This is a genomic window from Vibrio japonicus, assembly GCF_024582835.1.
GTDB lineage: Bacteria > Pseudomonadota > Gammaproteobacteria > Enterobacterales > Vibrionaceae > Vibrio > Vibrio japonicus.
Map to the genome: position 1 here is coordinate 2427791 of NZ_CP102096.1, position 16281 is coordinate 2444071.

At 46.5% G+C, this 16281-nt stretch carries 15 protein-coding genes; 9 read left to right on the forward strand and 6 right to left on the reverse strand.

Features of this window, described 5'->3' with window-relative positions; translation table 11 throughout:
• Positions 1–35: 35 nt before the first annotated feature.
• The 3 genes from NP165_RS11385 to NP165_RS11395 all read right to left on the reverse strand — a co-directional run bounded on the left by NP165_RS11385 (position 36) and on the right by NP165_RS11395 (position 4489).
• Positions 36–1196, reverse strand: a complete 1161-nt coding sequence (locus tag NP165_RS11385) for a phosphoglycerate kinase (protein ID WP_257084071.1) — start codon at positions 1194–1196, stop codon at positions 36–38.
• A 152-nt stretch (positions 1197–1348) separates the two neighbouring features.
• Positions 1349–2374 carry an erythrose-4-phosphate dehydrogenase gene (gene epd / locus NP165_RS11390; protein ID WP_257084072.1) on the reverse strand — a complete coding sequence of 342 codons (1026 nt, stop codon included), beginning with the start codon at positions 2372–2374 and terminating at the stop codon, positions 1349–1351.
• A 156-nt stretch (positions 2375–2530) separates the two neighbouring features.
• Positions 2531–4489 (reverse strand): ligand-gated channel protein, encoded by a 1959-nt coding sequence (locus tag NP165_RS11395; RefSeq protein WP_257084073.1) that lies wholly within the window; start codon positions 4487–4489, stop codon positions 2531–2533.
• A 137-nt stretch (positions 4490–4626) separates the two neighbouring features.
• On the opposite strand from NP165_RS11395, the gene NP165_RS11400 reads away from it, so the two are divergent.
• Positions 4627–5520, forward strand: coding sequence for a LysR family transcriptional regulator (locus tag NP165_RS11400; protein ID WP_257084074.1), 894 nt, complete (start codon positions 4627–4629; stop codon positions 5518–5520).
• A 193-nt stretch (positions 5521–5713) separates the two neighbouring features.
• Here the strand turns inward: NP165_RS11400 and NP165_RS11405 are convergent, their stop codons facing one another.
• Both NP165_RS11405 and tkt read right to left on the reverse strand, forming a co-directional pair.
• The gene (locus NP165_RS11405) at positions 5714–6142 is read right to left on the reverse strand and encodes a hypothetical protein (RefSeq protein WP_257084075.1); all 429 of its coding nucleotides are present in this window, start codon (positions 6140–6142) and stop codon (positions 5714–5716) included.
• A 195-nt stretch (positions 6143–6337) separates the two neighbouring features.
• Positions 6338–8332 carry a transketolase gene (gene tkt, locus NP165_RS11410; RefSeq protein WP_257084076.1) on the reverse strand — a complete coding sequence of 665 codons (1995 nt, stop codon included), beginning with the start codon at positions 8330–8332 and terminating at the stop codon, positions 6338–6340.
• 316 nt (positions 8333–8648) lie between these two features.
• Between tkt and metK the strand changes: the two genes are divergently transcribed.
• The 8 genes from metK to ruvX all read left to right on the forward strand — a co-directional run bounded on the left by metK (position 8649) and on the right by ruvX (position 15081).
• The gene (gene metK, locus NP165_RS11415; RefSeq protein WP_257084077.1) at positions 8649–9803 is read left to right on the forward strand and encodes a methionine adenosyltransferase; all 1155 of its coding nucleotides are present in this window, start codon (positions 8649–8651) and stop codon (positions 9801–9803) included.
• Positions 9804–10071: 268 nt separating this feature from the next.
• Positions 10072–10869, forward strand: coding sequence for a DUF2189 domain-containing protein (locus tag NP165_RS11420; RefSeq protein ID WP_257084078.1), 798 nt, complete (start codon positions 10072–10074; stop codon positions 10867–10869).
• Between the two features lie 67 nt (positions 10870–10936).
• Complete coding sequence (locus NP165_RS11425; protein WP_257084079.1) at positions 10937–11434, forward strand: SprT family zinc-dependent metalloprotease; 498 nt, start codon at positions 10937–10939, stop codon at positions 11432–11434.
• A 78-nt stretch (positions 11435–11512) separates the two neighbouring features.
• Positions 11513–12214 carry an endonuclease gene (locus NP165_RS11430; RefSeq protein WP_257084080.1) on the forward strand — a complete coding sequence of 234 codons (702 nt, stop codon included), beginning with the start codon at positions 11513–11515 and terminating at the stop codon, positions 12212–12214.
• Positions 12215–12318: 104 nt separating this feature from the next.
• On the forward strand, positions 12319–13050 hold the full coding sequence (gene rsmE / locus NP165_RS11435; protein WP_257084081.1) for a 16S rRNA (uracil(1498)-N(3))-methyltransferase: 732 nt from the start codon (positions 12319–12321) through the stop codon (positions 13048–13050).
• Between the two features lie 13 nt (positions 13051–13063).
• Positions 13064–14014 carry a glutathione synthase gene (gene gshB / locus NP165_RS11440; protein WP_257084082.1) on the forward strand — a complete coding sequence of 317 codons (951 nt, stop codon included), beginning with the start codon at positions 13064–13066 and terminating at the stop codon, positions 14012–14014.
• Between the two features lie 57 nt (positions 14015–14071).
• Positions 14072–14635, forward strand: a complete 564-nt coding sequence (locus NP165_RS11445; protein ID WP_257084083.1) for a YqgE/AlgH family protein — start codon at positions 14072–14074, stop codon at positions 14633–14635.
• Positions 14636–14658: 23 nt separating this feature from the next.
• Complete coding sequence (gene ruvX / locus NP165_RS11450; protein WP_257084084.1) at positions 14659–15081, forward strand: Holliday junction resolvase RuvX; 423 nt, start codon at positions 14659–14661, stop codon at positions 15079–15081.
• Positions 15082–15169: 88 nt separating this feature from the next.
• Here the strand turns inward: ruvX and NP165_RS11455 are convergent, their stop codons facing one another.
• Positions 15170–16276 carry a PilT/PilU family type 4a pilus ATPase gene (locus NP165_RS11455; RefSeq protein WP_257084085.1) on the reverse strand — a complete coding sequence of 369 codons (1107 nt, stop codon included), beginning with the start codon at positions 16274–16276 and terminating at the stop codon, positions 15170–15172.
• Between the last annotated feature and the right edge of the window lie 5 nt (positions 16277–16281).

The following is a 16281-nucleotide window of genomic DNA, read 5'->3' on the forward strand; positions in this document are numbered from 1 at the left end:
GAAAGCGGGAGAACCCTTCCCCCGCTTTCATTAAATTACTTAGCGCGTGCTTCTAGCATTTCTACTGCTGGAAGCGTCTTGCCTTCTACAAACTCAAGGAACGCACCGCCACCAGTAGAGATGTAAGATACGTCAGCCTTAATACCGAACTTGTCGATTGCGGCTAGAGTGTCACCACCGCCCGCTACAGAGAAACCGTCAGAAGATGCGATAGCTTCAGAGATACCTTTTGTACCCGCTTCGAAGTTCTTGAATTCGAATACGCCTACAGGACCATTCCATAGGATAGTTTTCGCATTTTTAAGAATTTCAGCAAGCTCAGCCGTTGAATCAGGGCCAAGGTCGAAGATCATGTCGTCGTCTTGCACTTCAGACACGTGCTTGATTTCTGCTTCTGCGTTTTCGTCGAATGCTTTCGCACATGCAACGTCAGTCGCAACCGGAATTGCACACTCTTCCATTAGCTTCTTAGCTGTATCAACTAGGTCTGCTTCGTATAGAGACTTACCAACGTTGTGGCCTGCTGCTGCGATGAATGTGTTTGCGATACCGCCACCAACAACCAGTTGGTCAGCGATTTTAGATAGAGACTCAAGAACCGTTAGCTTAGTAGAAACTTTTGAGCCACCTACGATAGCAACCATTGGGCGAGCTGGGTTGTCCATTGCTTTACCTAACGCTTCAAGCTCGTTAGCCAGTAGAGGACCCGCACAAGCAACAGGTGCGTGCATACCAACGCCATGAGTTGACGCTTGAGCACGGTGAGCCGTACCAAATGCATCCATTACGAATACGTCACATAATGCAGCGTATTTCTTAGAAAGCTCTTCTTCGTTCTTCTTCTCGCCTTTGTTGAAGCGAACGTTTTCTAGAACAACAAGCTCACCAGCGTTCAGCTCTAGGCCGTCTAGGTAGTCTTTTGCTAGCTTAACTTCGCAATCTAGTGCGTCATTTAGGTAGTTTACGACAGGTTGTAGAGAGAACTCTTCAGCGTACTCACCTTCCGTTGGACGACCTAGATGAGAAGTAACCATAACTTTAGCGCCTGCTTCTAAACAGTGCTTAATAGTTGGTAGAGAAGCTAGGATACGTGCATCAGAAGTCACTTTGCCTTCTTTCACTGGTACGTTTAGGTCCGCACGGATAAATACACGTTTACCTGCTAGATCCAGGTCAGTCATCTTGATTACAGACATGATGTGTCCTCTCAAATATTCAAAAAGTAAAGTTTTCAGTAGCCCGGCAACCCTGCCAAGCTTATTAATTCTTCAAACTGGTTTTGATATGGAGATACGCTACATTAATTTCAAGACTTAAAATTAATATTTCTCCAGAGCTGCGCTATAACTTATTTCGCAGCTTGCATTACGAGCGCAGTATCCAGCATGCGGTTCGCAAAGCCCCATTCGTTATCGCACCAAACAAGCATTTTGACTAATTGCCCGTTACTGACTCGAGTCTGTGTGCCATCGACAATCGCGCTATGGGGATCATGATTAAAGTCGATAGAGACGAGCGGCGCTTCAGTATAGTCAACAATGCCACGTAATGTACACTGAGATGCGTTAACAATGGTTTGATTTACGTCATTAACTTTCACATTTGTATTAATTGTGACACTTAAATCCATTGCTGTGACGTTGACTGTTGGTACTCGTACTGAAATTGCTTCAAACTTGTTGGAAAATTTCGGGAATATTCTTTCAATTCCTTTATGCAACTTAGTGTCGACTGGGATGATGGATTGACTGGCTGCGCGAGTACGTCGAAGATCCGTATGATACGCGTCGATCACTTGCTGATCATTCATGGAAGAGTGAATAGTCGTAATGGTGCCAGAGTCGATACCAAATGCGTCATCAAGTGCCTTAATGATTGGCACAATGCAGTTGGTAGTGCAGGAGCCATTGGAAACCACATTGTGCTCTGCGGTTAAGGTCTCGTGGTTAACGCCGTAAATGATGGTATTGTCGACATCGTTCGCTCCAGGGTGAGAGAACAGAACCTTCTTAGCGCCAGCACGAATATGCTCTTGCCCATCGGCTTGCGAACCAAAGACTCCCGTACAGTCGAGTACGATGTCCACTTCGAGATCGCGCCAAGGAAGCAAATCAATTTCTGATAGATGAAGGATGCGGATTGAGTCAAACTCACCGCTATCATGATGAACATAGATATGCTCTTGATCGTTCGTAATTTTTTTACCAAAACGACCATGACTTGTATCGTACTGCAGTAAGTGGGCCATAGCATCAGGCTGAGCCAATTCATTGACTGCGACTACCTTTATCTGCTGACTTTTGCCACTTTCATATACCGCTCTTAAGACATTACGACCGATACGTCCAAATCCATTGATCGCAACTTTTAGCATTATTCCTTCGCCCTACTGACATTTCGTGTCACAGATAGTAACTGATCACGCTACAGATCGCACCTTTTGTCTCACGCCTAGCCAAGAATAAGAAAGGCCGGAGCAAAGTCCGGCCTTTTAAGGAATGTTAAGCTTTAATGCCTGACATGTACGTGCTTAAAATGCGACATCTAAGCCCAGCCAGTAGCGGCGACCGTCTTCAACATAACCGTAATCTGCATAGCTAATCTCTTCATCCAGCAGGTTATAGATTGCGCCTTTGATTTTCGTGTTGTCTGTCAACTGGTAAGTCACACCAGCATCAACAAAGGTATAAGCTGGCTCAACAATGCTGTTTCTTGAAGGACCAGTTACCGGATCCATCTCTTCACCACGGTAAGTCACTTTCGTCCAACTTTCTAGGTTGTCAGTGGTTTGCCAGCTAACATCAACATTGAACAAATGCTTAGGCAGTTGCTGCAGTGGCATACCTTTGTACGCTCCGGTCTTCTGCTCAGAATCGGTAAAGGTGTAGCTAGAGCTCATGTAAACTGTCTCGGTGACTGGCATAGCGAGCGTCGCTTCCACACCTTGAGTCACCGCTTCATCAACGTTAACACGGTATGTTGGTGGCTTATTGTTGAAGTGTACGTCATTTACACAAAACGTCTCAGGGCAAGTCACTCGAGTGATCTTGTCTTTAAAGTCATTGTGGAAGACGGTTAAAGACGCATCCAGTCCTGATTCGCCCTGGTACATCAGACTGATTTCTTTGTTCACAGACGTTTCTGGAGTCAGAGCCGGGTTACCGTAGATGTTACCGCCACCGCTGACTTGCGCCCAACCTTGAGTGATTTCACGCAATTGAGGAGAACGGAAGCCCGTTGCGACACCACCTTTCAGCGTCCACGCTGGGTCTAAATGCCAAACACCATAAGCTCGAGGGCTAAAGTGAGAGCCATAATTCTTATCATGATCCAAACGCCCACCTAAAGTTAAGCTGAACGAATCGACAATGCGCCATTCATCTTCAATAAACACGGCCCACTGAGTGTTAGAAATTTCCGTTTGTGAAGAAGACTTGTTCGATGTGCCATCTTCTAACTCTGCGTGAGTGGCATCGACACCCGTCGTCAGCATGTGATTCCCAATATTGGTCACTAAGCTCGATTTGAAGGTTGTATTAACGATGTTCATTTCTCGCGACTTATTTTCGCTCTCTTCACGCTGAAGGTAAGTATCCGAATAACCCAACGATTCCCAGTCACCGGTATGGCTTACTGTGGCATAAGTACGACGATACTCATTAAGCGAGTCTTTACACTCCCCTCGACACCCCGACGTTGGTACGGACAGCCCCACATTGCCACGACGGCTTTGTGCCGATGTACCACCTTCAAGCTGTACAGAGTGGCGATCATTAACCTGATAAGTCAATTTTGAAGAAATGCTTTGTAAGTCTTTATCTTCATAGCCGCGTTCAATATCGTCTTCTTCCCTTGCGGTGTACTGACCGTAAACCTGTAGAGACAAGTCTTCTGCTAGCGGTCCATTTAGGAAGAAATTCGCACTTTGCTCACCACCAGAGCGGCTATTTTCTTGCACAACCGTACCGAGCTGCACGTTACCCGTCCATTCTTGTACATCTTTACGGGTAATCACGTTAATCACACCTCCAATCGCATCAGAACCGTAAAGTGTCGACATCGGACCGCGAATAACCTCAATACGTTCGATCGCTTGTAGCGGTGGCAACCAACCTTGTTCAATACCTGGGCCGTCACTATTTGGGCGAGTTTCACGTGTACTTTGGCGCTTGCCATCGACAAGAATCAACGTGTACTTAGAGCCCATACCACGAATGCTTACATCTGTTGTGTCACCGCCACCGGTTACAACCACACCAGGCACACTTTTTAGCGCATCGGTCACATCACGGTAGTAACGCGACTCTAAATCTTCGCGAGAAATAACACTGATACTCGCAGGGGCGTCAGCCTGTGATTGCTCGTAACCTGCTGCAGTCACAACCACTGTATCCATTTGAGATACTGCATCATTGGCAAACACATGAGGAACACTGACGAAGGCTAAAACACCAGTTGCTGTTAGTACTGGTAGTTTAAGAGTAGACATCTCTATCTCCATAATTGATAATGATTATTATTTTCGAAGTGGAATTATTCATAATTAGAATGAGATGTATAGTGAGAGTTTTGGAACGGTTCTTCCCAAATATGGAACTTAGGCATGGTGAGGTGAAAGATTAAGAGATGCACGACTTAGCCTCAATTCGCGCGTTTGATGCGCTCAATCAGCATAAAAGCCTGACCGCAGCCGCCAAAGCGCTCAACCAACCAAAGTCAACCTTAAGCCGCCGTCTTGCACAGCTAGAAGAGGACTTTGGCCAAGCACTGACCACACGCCAAGGTAACCGCTTGGTACTCACTCGTGCCGGTGAAATCTTCGCGCACTACAGTCGTCAGATTCTGGAACTGAGCGAAGAAAGTTACGATGCACTTCAAGGTTTGAATAACCAAGTATCAGGCACGTTGAATATCGTTTGCCATGCGGCACTGGTTCGTAGCTGGTTGGGAGGAGTATTGAATCAATTCCTCACCGAAAACCCCAATGTGAGCATTCGGCTTACCAGTGACTTTTCCGAAGATCACCACGACCCTGATTTGTTTATCTGGCTTGGAGAACGCGACGGGCTAGACTGGCGAAAAGAAACATTAGGTCACTTTCGTTATACGCCTTTTGCATCACCAGATTATCTTCAAAAGACAGGTCCAATAAATCATCCAAATGAATTATCCCGTCATCCGTGGATCGATTTTGGTTCCGTACGGGAAAACGGCTTAACGTTGGCTCATCCACAGCAAGGTGAGTACCACTTAGAACCGCTCACGAGCCGATTGTACAGTGACAATATTGCGATGCAGATCGACAGTATCGCTAATGGACACGGTATCGGTTTAATACCAACATGGACTGCAAATGGGTATGAGAGGCATCATCCGGGGCGGATACAAGCTTGCCTTGAAGGATGGCTGTCAGAGCCAGTAGCCATAAACTGCTATATACCTGCAGGTCGACCACCACTACGCTTGTCGGTGTTGATAGACAATATTCACAGCAGTGTACCTAGTGATTGGAAAGGTTAGTCTAACGCGTACTACGCAATGCTATGTCTGAACATTTACTTATCCAGATTGACGGAGCACCTGTCACCTGCAAACAGATAGCAAGTGGTAAGTAAAATAAAACATGTAGGATAAATACGCTTTTAGCGTTCAACAAAATAGCTCCCGCTGGGCAAACTACAATCTGCGGGAGCGTATTGATGAGAGAGATTCGTTAGCAGCCTGTATCTTCTGCATTGACAGACTCTTTCATGTTTTCACACTCTTCTTCCATCTCTTCCATCATATTCCCAGCCTCGGTCGTGGTTTCATCTAACTGATCGCTGGCATTGGTCATCGTTTCGTCTAACTTATCACCAATATTCGTCATAGTTTCATTTAACTTATTGCCGGCGTCGGTCATTGTTTCGTCCATCATATCGCCAGCATCCGACGCCGCCTTTTCAATACTCTCACTGGTTTCTGTTAACGTTTGTTCCACTTTTTCAGACGTTTCTTCAATACCCTCACCTGCTTCTTCGATCGCTTGATCGACTTTTGCACCCATCTCTTCAGCTGACTGCTCCTCGCCACATCCAACTAAAGCAGCGCTACACATGAATGCGAGCAACACCATAAGTGGCTTACGGTTCAATATGTTCATTACGTGACTCTCCTTTGCTTCTTCTGCAACATTGCATCGGTTTGTGAAGCTGAGAAAATTACAACTTTCCCAACATAATAATAATCAAAGATCACGCTACGCCCATGTCAGAAAAAGTATTCGTTCCGTAGACCAATAAAAAAACATAAAAAAAGGGCTATCAACGATAGCCCTTTTCCAATAAAAGTCAGCGATTTAAGCTAGAAGCTCATGTGCTTCTTTTACTACATTCTCAGTTGTGAAACCGAACATCTTAAACAGCTCGCCAGCTGGTGCAGATTCACCGAATGTCGTCATACCGATGATCTTGCCACCGAAACCAACATACTTGTACCAGAAGTCTGCAATACCCGCTTCGATAGCGATACGCGCTGTTACGTCTGATGGTAGCACTGCTTCGCGGTAAGCTGCGTCTTGCTTGTCGAACGCATCTGTTGATGGCATTGAAACAACGCGTATTTTCTTACCTTCTGTTGTTAGCTGTGCTGCTGCTTCAACCGCTAGCTCAACTTCAGAACCTGTTGCGATAAGGATAAGCTCTGGCTTGCCTTCGCAATCTTTTAGGATGTAACCGCCTTTCGCGATGTCTGCTACTTGCTCAGCACTGCGCGCTTGTTGCGCTAGGTTCTGGCGAGAGAAGATTAGAGAAGTCGGTGCATCTTTACGTTCAATCGCTAGTTTCCAAGCCACTGCAGATTCAACCTGGTCACATGGACGCCATGTGCTCATGTTTGGAGTTAGACGTAGCGACGCCATTTGCTCAACTGGTTGGTGAGTCGGGCCATCTTCGCCAAGGCCGATAGAATCGTGCGTGTACACTTGGATGTTCTGAACTTTCATCAGAGCCGCCATGCGCATTGCGTTACGTGCGTATTCCATGAACATCAGGAATGTTGCGCCGTAAGGAACAAAACCGCCGTGTAGTGCGATACCGTTGATGATCGCCGTCATACCGAATTCACGTACACCGTAGTGGATGTAGTTACCAGACGCATCGTCAGCCGTTAGTGACTTAGAACCAGACCACATCGTTAGGTTAGAAGGTGCAAGGTCAGCAGAGCCACCCATGAATTCTGGAAGCATTTGACCAAACGCTTCCAGTGCGTTTTGAGACGCTTTACGTGAAGCGATGTTCGCTGGGTTTGCTTGAAGATCCGCAATGATTTGGTTTGCTTTCTCTTCCCACTCTGCAGGTAGCTCACCATTTAGACGACGCTTAAGCTCTGCGGCTTCTGCTGGGTAAGCTGCTGCGTATGCTTCGAACTTCGCGTTCCACGCTGCTTCTTTTTCAGCGCCTGCTGCTTTTGCATCCCACTCTGCGTATACGTCAGCAGGGATTTCAAACGCGCCGTATTCCCAACCAAGGAATTCACGTGCTGCTTTAACCTCATCAGCCCCAAGCGGTGCACCGTGACAGTCGTGAGAGCCTGCTTTATTTGGAGAACCAAAACCGATGATGGTCTTAGTACAAATTAGTGTCGGACGTGGGTCCGCTTTTGCTGCTTCAATCGCTGCGTTGATCGCTTCAGAATCGTGACCGTCCACTGCTGGGATTACGTGCCAGCCGTAAGCTTCGAAACGCTTAGGTGTATCGTCAGAGAACCAACCTTCCACGTCACCATCGATAGAGATACCATTGTCATCCCAGAATGCGATCAATTTGCCTAGGCCTAGTGTACCAGCCAAAGAACACGCTTCGTGAGAGATACCTTCCATCAAACAGCCATCACCCATGAATGCATACGTGTAGTGGTCAACGATGTCGTGGCCTTCTTTGTTGAACTGAGCAGCCAACGCTTTTTCAGCCAACGCCATACCCACAGCGTTCGTGATGCCTTGACCTAGAGGACCCGTCGTTGTTTCGATACCAGGTGCGTAACCGTATTCTGGGTGGCCAGGTGTTTTAGAATGAAGCTGGCGGAAGTTTTTAAGCTCTTCAATCGGTAGCGCGTAGCCCGTCAGGTGAAGCAGAGAGTAAATCAGCATCGAACCGTGGCCGTTAGACAGTACGAAACGGTCGCGGTCAGCCCACTCTGGGTTTGCTGGGTTGTGGTTGAGGTGAGAACGCCAAAGAACTTCAGCGATGTCAGCCATACCCATAGGTGCACCTGGGTGACCAGAGTTAGCTTGTTGAACACCATCCATACTTAGCGCACGGATTGCATTGGCAAGATGTTTACGAGACGACATGTCTGCTCCTGAGTAGGTTAAGCGAAACGAAATAATGGTTCATAATTCTCTCAAAGCGACAAGGGGTGTGCAAACGTTTTCCAAAACGAAACCTCACAATTATTGCCGCTTTCGATCCAAATCGTTCTCAATAAATTCAATTCCAGAAAATAAAAGCAAACGTTTGGTTATAACAAAAAGCAAAAAAGAGCTTGTAATTCGAGCAATCAAAACTAGAATAGCCGTCTAGATGTAGATACACCTGCATATATTAGTATTATTTTTCGCTGGAGCGTTTATCATGCCCCAGTTTTAAACCAGATATAGTGGAGCTAACATGGCTAAGCACCTGTTTACTTCTGAGTCAGTATCAGAAGGTCATCCAGATAAAATTGCAGACCAGATTTCTGATGCGGTTCTTGACGCGATTCTAGAGCAAGATCCAAAGGCTCGTGTTGCCTGTGAAACTTACGTAAAAACCGGCATGGTAATGGTTGGTGGTGAGATCACAACTTCAGCATGGGTAGACATTGAAGAGCTAACTCGTGAAACTGTTCGCGAAATCGGCTACGTGCACTCAGACATGGGCTTTGACGCTGACTCTTGTGCTGTTCTTAACACAATCGGTAAACAGTCTCCTGATATCAACCAAGGTGTTGATAAAGCTGACCCGAAAGAGCAAGGCGCAGGTGACCAAGGTATTATGTTCGGTTACGCATGTAACGAAACAGAAGTTCTGATGCCAGCTCCGATTACTTATTCTCACCGTCTTGTTCAAAAGCAAGCGGAAGTTCGTAAAAACGGCACACTGCCTTGGTTACGCCCAGACGCTAAGTCTCAGGTAACGTTCCAGTACGAGCAAGGTAAAATCGTGGGTATCGATGCGGTTGTTCTTTCAACTCAGCACTGTGATTCAATTTCTACTCCAGAACTACGCGAAGCAGTTATGGAAGAGATCATCAAGCCAGTACTACCGTCTGAGTGGATCAATAAAGAGACTAACTTCTTCATCAACCCAACTGGCCGTTTCGTAATCGGTGGTCCTATGGGTGACTGTGGTTTGACTGGTCGTAAGATCATCGTTGATACCTACGGCGGCGCTGCTCGTCACGGTGGTGGTGCATTCTCTGGTAAAGATCCATCAAAAGTAGACCGTTCTGCAGCATACGCAGCGCGCTACGTAGCGAAAAACATTGTTGCAGCTGGTATGGCTGACCGTTGTGAAATCCAACTTTCTTACGCTATCGGTGTTGCAGATCCAACATCTATCATGGTGGAAACATTTGGTACTGAAAAAGTACCACATGACACTATCATCGAAGCAGTACGCCAGTTCTTCGACCTACGTCCATACGGCCTACAAGAAATGCTGAACCTTCTACAACCTATCTATAAGAAGACTGCAGCATACGGTCACTTTGGTCGTGAAGAGTTCCCATGGGAAGCGACAGACAAAGCAGCACTTCTACGCGAATTTGCAGGTCTTAAGTAAAATAAGAACTCACTAATTCCAATTTCTAAAGAGCTTCTGGGCAACCAGAAGCTCTTTTTTATTGCCGATAAAAAGTGACCGACAAATTTGTATTTTTTAATCAAGAGGTCAATAGTTAAATGGTACTAACGAGATTAACGGCTTACCGCTGATATCTCAGTATCACAATAAACTCTTGCCCTAGATATGAAGTCACTCCAGCCGGGCATCGAGTTTCATACACGCCAGATTATTTTGGTGAGAACAGAGAATCGATCAAGGAGGATATATGCCTCGTACGGTGAATCAACATGACTTCAGCGACAAGCGAAAGGAAGTCTCAGATAAAGAGTACGCTCGCACCATACCGTGTAACCAATTGAGTATTTCAGCGCCTTTCCATTGGTTGGCTTTGGGTTTACACGATTTCGTAAAAATGCCACTGATCAGTGCATTCTACGGTCTGTGCTTTATGGCAGCCGCGATTGGTATTGTGCTTTTGGTGCAATGGCAAGGTACACACTTAGTCGTATTACCAAGCCTGATTGTTTATATGCTTATCGGTCCATTCCTCGCACTAGGTTTGTACGATGCAAGTTGGGAGCGTGAAAAAGGACACAAGGCTAGCCTCTTCCATTCCATGAAAGCGATTGGTCGAAACTCAACGTCACAGTGGGCATTTGCGGTATTGCTCGCCGTGTGTATGATCTTTTGGATGCGTATTGCTGCGCTCCTACACGCGCTTTATCCGTCAGTACAAGGTGCACCGCTTACCGAGTTTCTACCATTCTTGGTTATTGGCTCACTAGTGGGCTTTGTGCTTGCTGCCGTGGTGTTTAGTATTTCCGCGTTTTCAATCCCATTGATGATGGAGCGCCGCGTGGATGTGATGACCGCAGTTTTCACAAGCTTTAACGCCGTGAAATCCAACATTCCAGCCATGATCGTATGGGCGTTAGTCATCTGTGGCGGTATCTTGATCGGCTTCGCTACCTTCGGGATTGGGATGTTGTTTACCATGCCTATCCTTGGTTACGCCACTTGGCATGGCTATCACGAGACCATCAAGAAAAAACATACTCCTTAACATCCACACAAAAGTCAGTTTATGATACGCCCCAGCCACCGTGCTGGGGCAATTTTTTGGAGTCAAAGTGGATATAGAAACACGCTATCGAATTAATCAGGTCATTGCTCACTGCATCCAACAAGCAACAGTGGCTTTTCAACGCTCTTTTCCTCTCCCTTCTGTTAGCTTCAAACTCAGGGGAAAAGCCGCTGGTAAAGCCTACCTACAGCTCAATGAAATCCGCTTGAATCCAGTTTTGTTTAAAGAAAATCAGCAAGCTTTCCTCAATGAAGTCATCCCACATGAAGTCGCACACTTAATCACACACCAAGTCTACGGTCGTGTAAGACCACACGGGAAAGAGTGGCAAGGCGTGATGGAGTCCGTCTTTAATATACCAGCGAAAACCACCCACAGTTTTTCGGTTCATTCGGTACAAGGAAAGACATTCGAATACGGCTGTGGTTGCACCATGTACCCACTGTCAATCCGACGGCACAATAAAGTCCTGCGTAATCAAGCCAGTTACCGCTGTCAGCAGTGCAAGCAAACCCTTAGTTTTACTGGCAAACAACTCTCTTAGTTTATTACTTTCTCTTTAAGCTAAACCTTATTATGCGTGTTAGACTGAGTTATCTCATACTTTTCTAATACGCTATATATGAATTTATTTTCTGTATTGGCTGTCGCTGCAACTCTCTTTGCCAGCTCAGCGTTGTCTGCCCCACCCAGTTCCTTTTCCAAAGCGAAAAAAGAAGCGGTAAAAATTTACGCCGATCACCCCGTCAGTTTTTACTGTGGCTGTGATATCCAATGGCAAGGGCGTAAAGGCGTTCCGGACTTACAGTCTTGTGGTTATGAAATTCGCAAGCAACAAACTCGAGCGTCACGTATCGAATGGGAACACGTTGTTCCAGCTTGGCAGTTTGGCCACCAGCGCCAATGTTGGCAAAGCGGTGGGCGAAAAAACTGTACGAAGAATGATAAAACCTTCCGTTTGATGGAGGCTGACCTACATAACCTCACTCCGGCAATCGGTGAAGTGAATGGTGACAGGTCGAACTACAACTTCAGCCAGTGGAACGGCGTTGACGGTGCTACCTATGGTCGCTGTGAAGTTCAAGTCAACTTTAAACAACGTAAAGTCATGCCACCTGATCGCGCTAAAGGCTCCATTGCTCGCACTTACCTTTACATGAGCAAAGAGTACGGATTTAAGCTTTCAAAACAGCAGTCGAATTTGATGACCGCATGGAACAAAATGTACCCTGTTGATGAATGGGAATGTGAACGCGAAAAGCGTATCCACAAAGTTCAAGGAAACCATAACCCATACGTGTTTGAAGCCTGTAGAGCGCTTTAATCAATAAGGTGTTTCTGAGCAACAAAGAAACACCTTTTCCCCTTGTTTTTTCGCTATAAAGCATCCATGTTAGGAGTTACCTTAACTCTCTTGCTGGAAACCTCATGCGAATCCCACGAATTTATCATCCAGAAACCATCCACCAGCTTGGTGAACTATCACTAAGCGAAGACGCAGCAGGCCATATTGGTCGCGTATTGCGTATGAAAGAAGGCCAAGAAGTCCTTCTCTTTGATGGTAGCGGTGCTGAGTTTCCAGCTGTCATTTCAAATGTGTCGAAAAAGTCCGTCGAAGTTGAGTTGAAAGAGCGTGTAGAACGTAGCTCTGAATCCCCGCTCGACCTTCACCTTGGTCAGGTGATTTCTCGTGGCGACAAAATGGAGTTTACGATCCAGAAGTCGGTAGAATTAGGGGTGAATACCATTACACCGCTAATTTCTGAACGTTGCGGCGTAAAACTCGATCACAAGCGTTTTGAGAAAAAACTCGCCCAGTGGCAGAAGATTGCGATTAGCGCGTGTGAGCAGTGTGGTCGAAACACTGTCCCAGTTATTCGCCCAATCATGCACTTAGAAGAGTGGTGCGCAGAAGAATACGATGGTCTTAAGCTAAACCTACATCCGCGCGCTAAATACTCGATCAATACCCTACCAACGCCCGTTGAGAAAGTACGCCTACTGATTGGCCCAGAAGGTGGCTTGTCCGCTGACGAAATCGACAAAACCCGAGAGTATCAATTTGAAGAGACGCTACTTGGTCCACGCGTTTTGCGTACCGAGACCGCGGCTCTGACTGCAATTACTGCCCTTCAAGTTCGTTTCGGCGACCTTGGTTAAACGGAGAAAAACAATGATCAAATTAGGTATCGTAATGGACCCTATCTCGTCCATTAACATCAAGAAAGACTCTAGCTTTGCCATGATGCTTGAAGCGCAGCGCCGCGGCTACGAAATCCACTACATGGAAATGGGCGATCTGCATCTAGACCAAGGTGTGGCCGTTGCGGACACCAAAGTGGTTGAGCTAAAAGAAGATCCAAACGGATGGTACGAATTTAAATCTGAACAATCCATTGAGCTATCTGAGTTAGATGCGGTACTGATGCGTAAAGATCCTCCGTTCGACACAGAGTACATTTATGCCACTTACATCCTTGAACGCGCGGAAGAAAAAGGCACGCTCATCGTCAACAAACCACAAAGCCTGCGCGACTGTAACGAGAAGCTATTCACAGCATGGTTCCCGGAGCTAACACCAACAACGATCGTGACACGCAAAGCTGAAAAAATTAAAGCCTTCCGCGAAGAGCACGGCGACGTAATCCTTAAACCGCTTGACGGTATGGGCGGCGCGTCTATCTTCCGCGTAAAAGAGAACGATCCCAACGTATCAGTGATCATCGAGACCCTGACTAACCACGGCCAATACTACGCAATGGCACAAACTTTCGTGCCTGACATTAGCAATGGTGACAAACGCATTCTGGTCGTTGACGGTGAAGCAATGCCTTATTGCCTAGCTCGTATTCCAGCAAAAGGCGAAACTCGCGGTAATCTTGCAGCAGGCGGAACGGGGGAACCTCGCCCACTGAGTGAGACAGATAAACAGATCGCGGCGGCAGTAGCGCCTACACTTAAAGAAAAAGGTCTGATTTTTGTTGGCCTCGACGTTATTGGCGACAAACTAACTGAGATTAATGTGACAAGCCCAACGTGTATACGTGAAATCGAAGCGGCATTTGATATCTCAATAACAGGCAAACTTATGGATGCCATTGAGCGTCGCCTCGGCAAACAATAAAAGTGCCGTTAGGGCTTTGGGGCGGGAGTTTCTGCCCTGTGATAATTTGGAGTTTTTATGAATTTAACCAACCACTTTTTAGTTGCTATGCCGGGGATGAAAGATCCCTACTTTCAACGCAGCGTAATCTATGTGTGTGAACACAATGAAGATGGTGCGATGGGCCTGATGATTAATGCTCCAATTGATATCACCGTTGGAAAAATGCTGAAACAAGTTGATGTACAGCCCGTCCATCCACAGTTGCATACTGAAAGCTTAGACAGGCCAGTGCTTAATGGCGGACCTGTTTCTGGTGATCGAGGATTCATCCTCCATTATCCGAAAGATCAATACGAATCGAGTATCCAAATGACGGACAACATTTCGGTGACGACGTCTCGAGATATTCTCAGCGTATTGGGCACAGAAGCTGAGCCAAACAAATATCTTGTTGCTCTAGGGTATTCAGGTTGGGAAGCTGGCCAGCTCGAAACTGAGCTTTCCGAAAACTCGTGGCTAACCATTGAAGCCGACCCAGATGTTATGTTCAATACACCTATCAATGAACGCTGGCAAAAAGCGGTTCAAATGCTGGGTATTGATGCTTCACAACTTTCCAGCGAAATTGGTCACGCGTAATTATTCAAGAGACACAAAAAACTATGTCCAGAACCATCATGGCCTTTGACTTTGGCACTAAGAGTATCGGTAGTGCCATCGGTCAGGAGATCACCGGAACAGCTTCCCCACTCAGAGCATTTAAAGCGAGTGACGGTATTCCTAATTGGGATGACATCGAGAAGCTGATAAAAGAGTGGCAGCCCAATTTAATTGTTGTGGGATTACCTACCGATTTACGCGGTAAGGATTTAGAAACCATTACGCCTAGAGCAAGAAAGTTCGCCAACCGTCTCCATGGTCGCTTTGGTTTGCCTGTAGAGCTCCATGACGAAAGACTTTCCACCACAGAAGCTCGCTCAGAGCTTTTTGAAATGGGTGGGTACAAAGCGCTGAGTAAAGGCAATGTTGACTGCCAATCGGCGGTAGTGATTCTCGAAAGCTGGTTCGAGGCGCAATGGGGGTAATACCCAACTAACCCAAACAAAACCCAAGCAACCAGTGGGCTAAAATCAAAGGCTTGATGATTCCATCAAGCCTTTGCTGGTTAAATAATTAATCCATATCAATCTTCACATTTGCCAAAGAGCCACCAGCAAGAGTTTCTCCTCTCTTAGTCTTAAGCATAATGCGAAGATCATTGGCAGAATCCGCGCTATGGAGTGCATCCTCCTCATTGATCTTCCCATCAACCACCAGCTGATATAAAGATTGATCGAAAGTCTGCATGCCAAACTCTTTCGACTTCGCCATCGTGGATTTCAATTCATGCAGATCGCCACGACGGATCAAATCCGATACTCGTGGGCTGTTGAGTAGGATCTCGAATACACCATGACGACCTCGCCCATTCTTATCTCGGATCAGCTGTTGACCAACGACGCCACGTAAGTTCATCGAAAGATCAAACAAAAACTGGGCTTTCTGCTCTTTTGGGACAAGATGCAGAATACGCTCAAGCGCTTGGTTAGCGTTGTTCGCATGGAGCGTTGCCATGCACAAATGCCCAGTTTCAGCAAATGTCATCGCATATTCCATGGTTTCCCGAGTACGAATTTCACCGATCAGAATCATATCGGGCGCTTGGCGCAGGGAGTTCTTCAAAGCGACTTCATAGCTTTCCGTATCTAAACCGACTTCTCGCTGTGTCACGATACAACGCTTATGCTCATGTACGAACTCTATCGGATCTTCAATCGTCAAAATATGACCTGCCCTATTCGCATTCCGATAACCTGTCATCGCCGCCATCGTTGTCGATTTCCCTGACCCCGTCGCGCCTACCACCAACACCAAACCGCGTTTCGCGATGGAAAGGTTTTGTAAAACGTCAGGGAGCCTAAGATCTTCAAACGTTGGAATGGTTGTCTCAATACGGCGAATGACCGCGCCCGGCAACTCGCGCTGGTAAAAAGCAGAAATACGGTAGCGCCCAAAATCTCGTACGATTGCAAAATTCGCCTCTTTGCTTTGTAGAAAATCTTTATGACGCCCCTCTTCAAGCACCGATGATAGGAGATTGTCTACATCCGACTGTGTTAGCTTTTCACCATGGGCACGTAACTCACCATCCACTCGATAAAGCACAGGCGCACCAACGGTAATATACAGATCCGAAGCCTTCTGACTGTTCATTCCCTGAAGGAAAATATTAATATCCATACGAT

Bases quoted from the DNA above. Each gene is read 5' to 3' on its own strand.
- rsmE (WP_257084081.1), top strand. From the start codon at position 12,319: ATGCGAATCCCACGAATTTATCATCCAGAAACCATCCACCAGCTTGGT.
- NP165_RS11455 (WP_257084085.1), bottom strand. From the start codon at position 16,276: ATGGATATTAATATTTTCCTTCAGGGAATGAACAGTCAGAAGGCTTCG.
- NP165_RS11400 (WP_257084074.1), top strand. From the start codon at position 4,627: ATGCACGACTTAGCCTCAATTCGCGCGTTTGATGCGCTCAATCAGCAT.
- tkt (WP_257084076.1), bottom strand. From the start codon at position 8,332: ATGTCGTCTCGTAAACATCTTGCCAATGCAATCCGTGCGCTAAGTATG.
- NP165_RS11385 (WP_257084071.1), bottom strand. From the start codon at position 1,196: ATGTCTGTAATCAAGATGACTGACCTGGATCTAGCAGGTAAACGTGTA.
- NP165_RS11445 (WP_257084083.1), top strand. From the start codon at position 14,072: ATGAATTTAACCAACCACTTTTTAGTTGCTATGCCGGGGATGAAAGAT.
- NP165_RS11395 (WP_257084073.1), bottom strand. From the start codon at position 4,489: ATGTCTACTCTTAAACTACCAGTACTAACAGCAACTGGTGTTTTAGCC.
- NP165_RS11420 (WP_257084078.1), top strand. From the start codon at position 10,072: ATGCCTCGTACGGTGAATCAACATGACTTCAGCGACAAGCGAAAGGAA.
- NP165_RS11405 (WP_257084075.1), bottom strand. From the start codon at position 6,142: ATGAACATATTGAACCGTAAGCCACTTATGGTGTTGCTCGCATTCATG.
- NP165_RS11430 (WP_257084080.1), top strand. From the start codon at position 11,513: ATGAATTTATTTTCTGTATTGGCTGTCGCTGCAACTCTCTTTGCCAGC.
- epd (WP_257084072.1), bottom strand. From the start codon at position 2,374: ATGCTAAAAGTTGCGATCAATGGATTTGGACGTATCGGTCGTAATGTC.
- metK (WP_257084077.1), top strand. From the start codon at position 8,649: ATGGCTAAGCACCTGTTTACTTCTGAGTCAGTATCAGAAGGTCATCCA.
- ruvX (WP_257084084.1), top strand. From the start codon at position 14,659: ATGTCCAGAACCATCATGGCCTTTGACTTTGGCACTAAGAGTATCGGT.
- gshB (WP_257084082.1), top strand. From the start codon at position 13,064: ATGATCAAATTAGGTATCGTAATGGACCCTATCTCGTCCATTAACATC.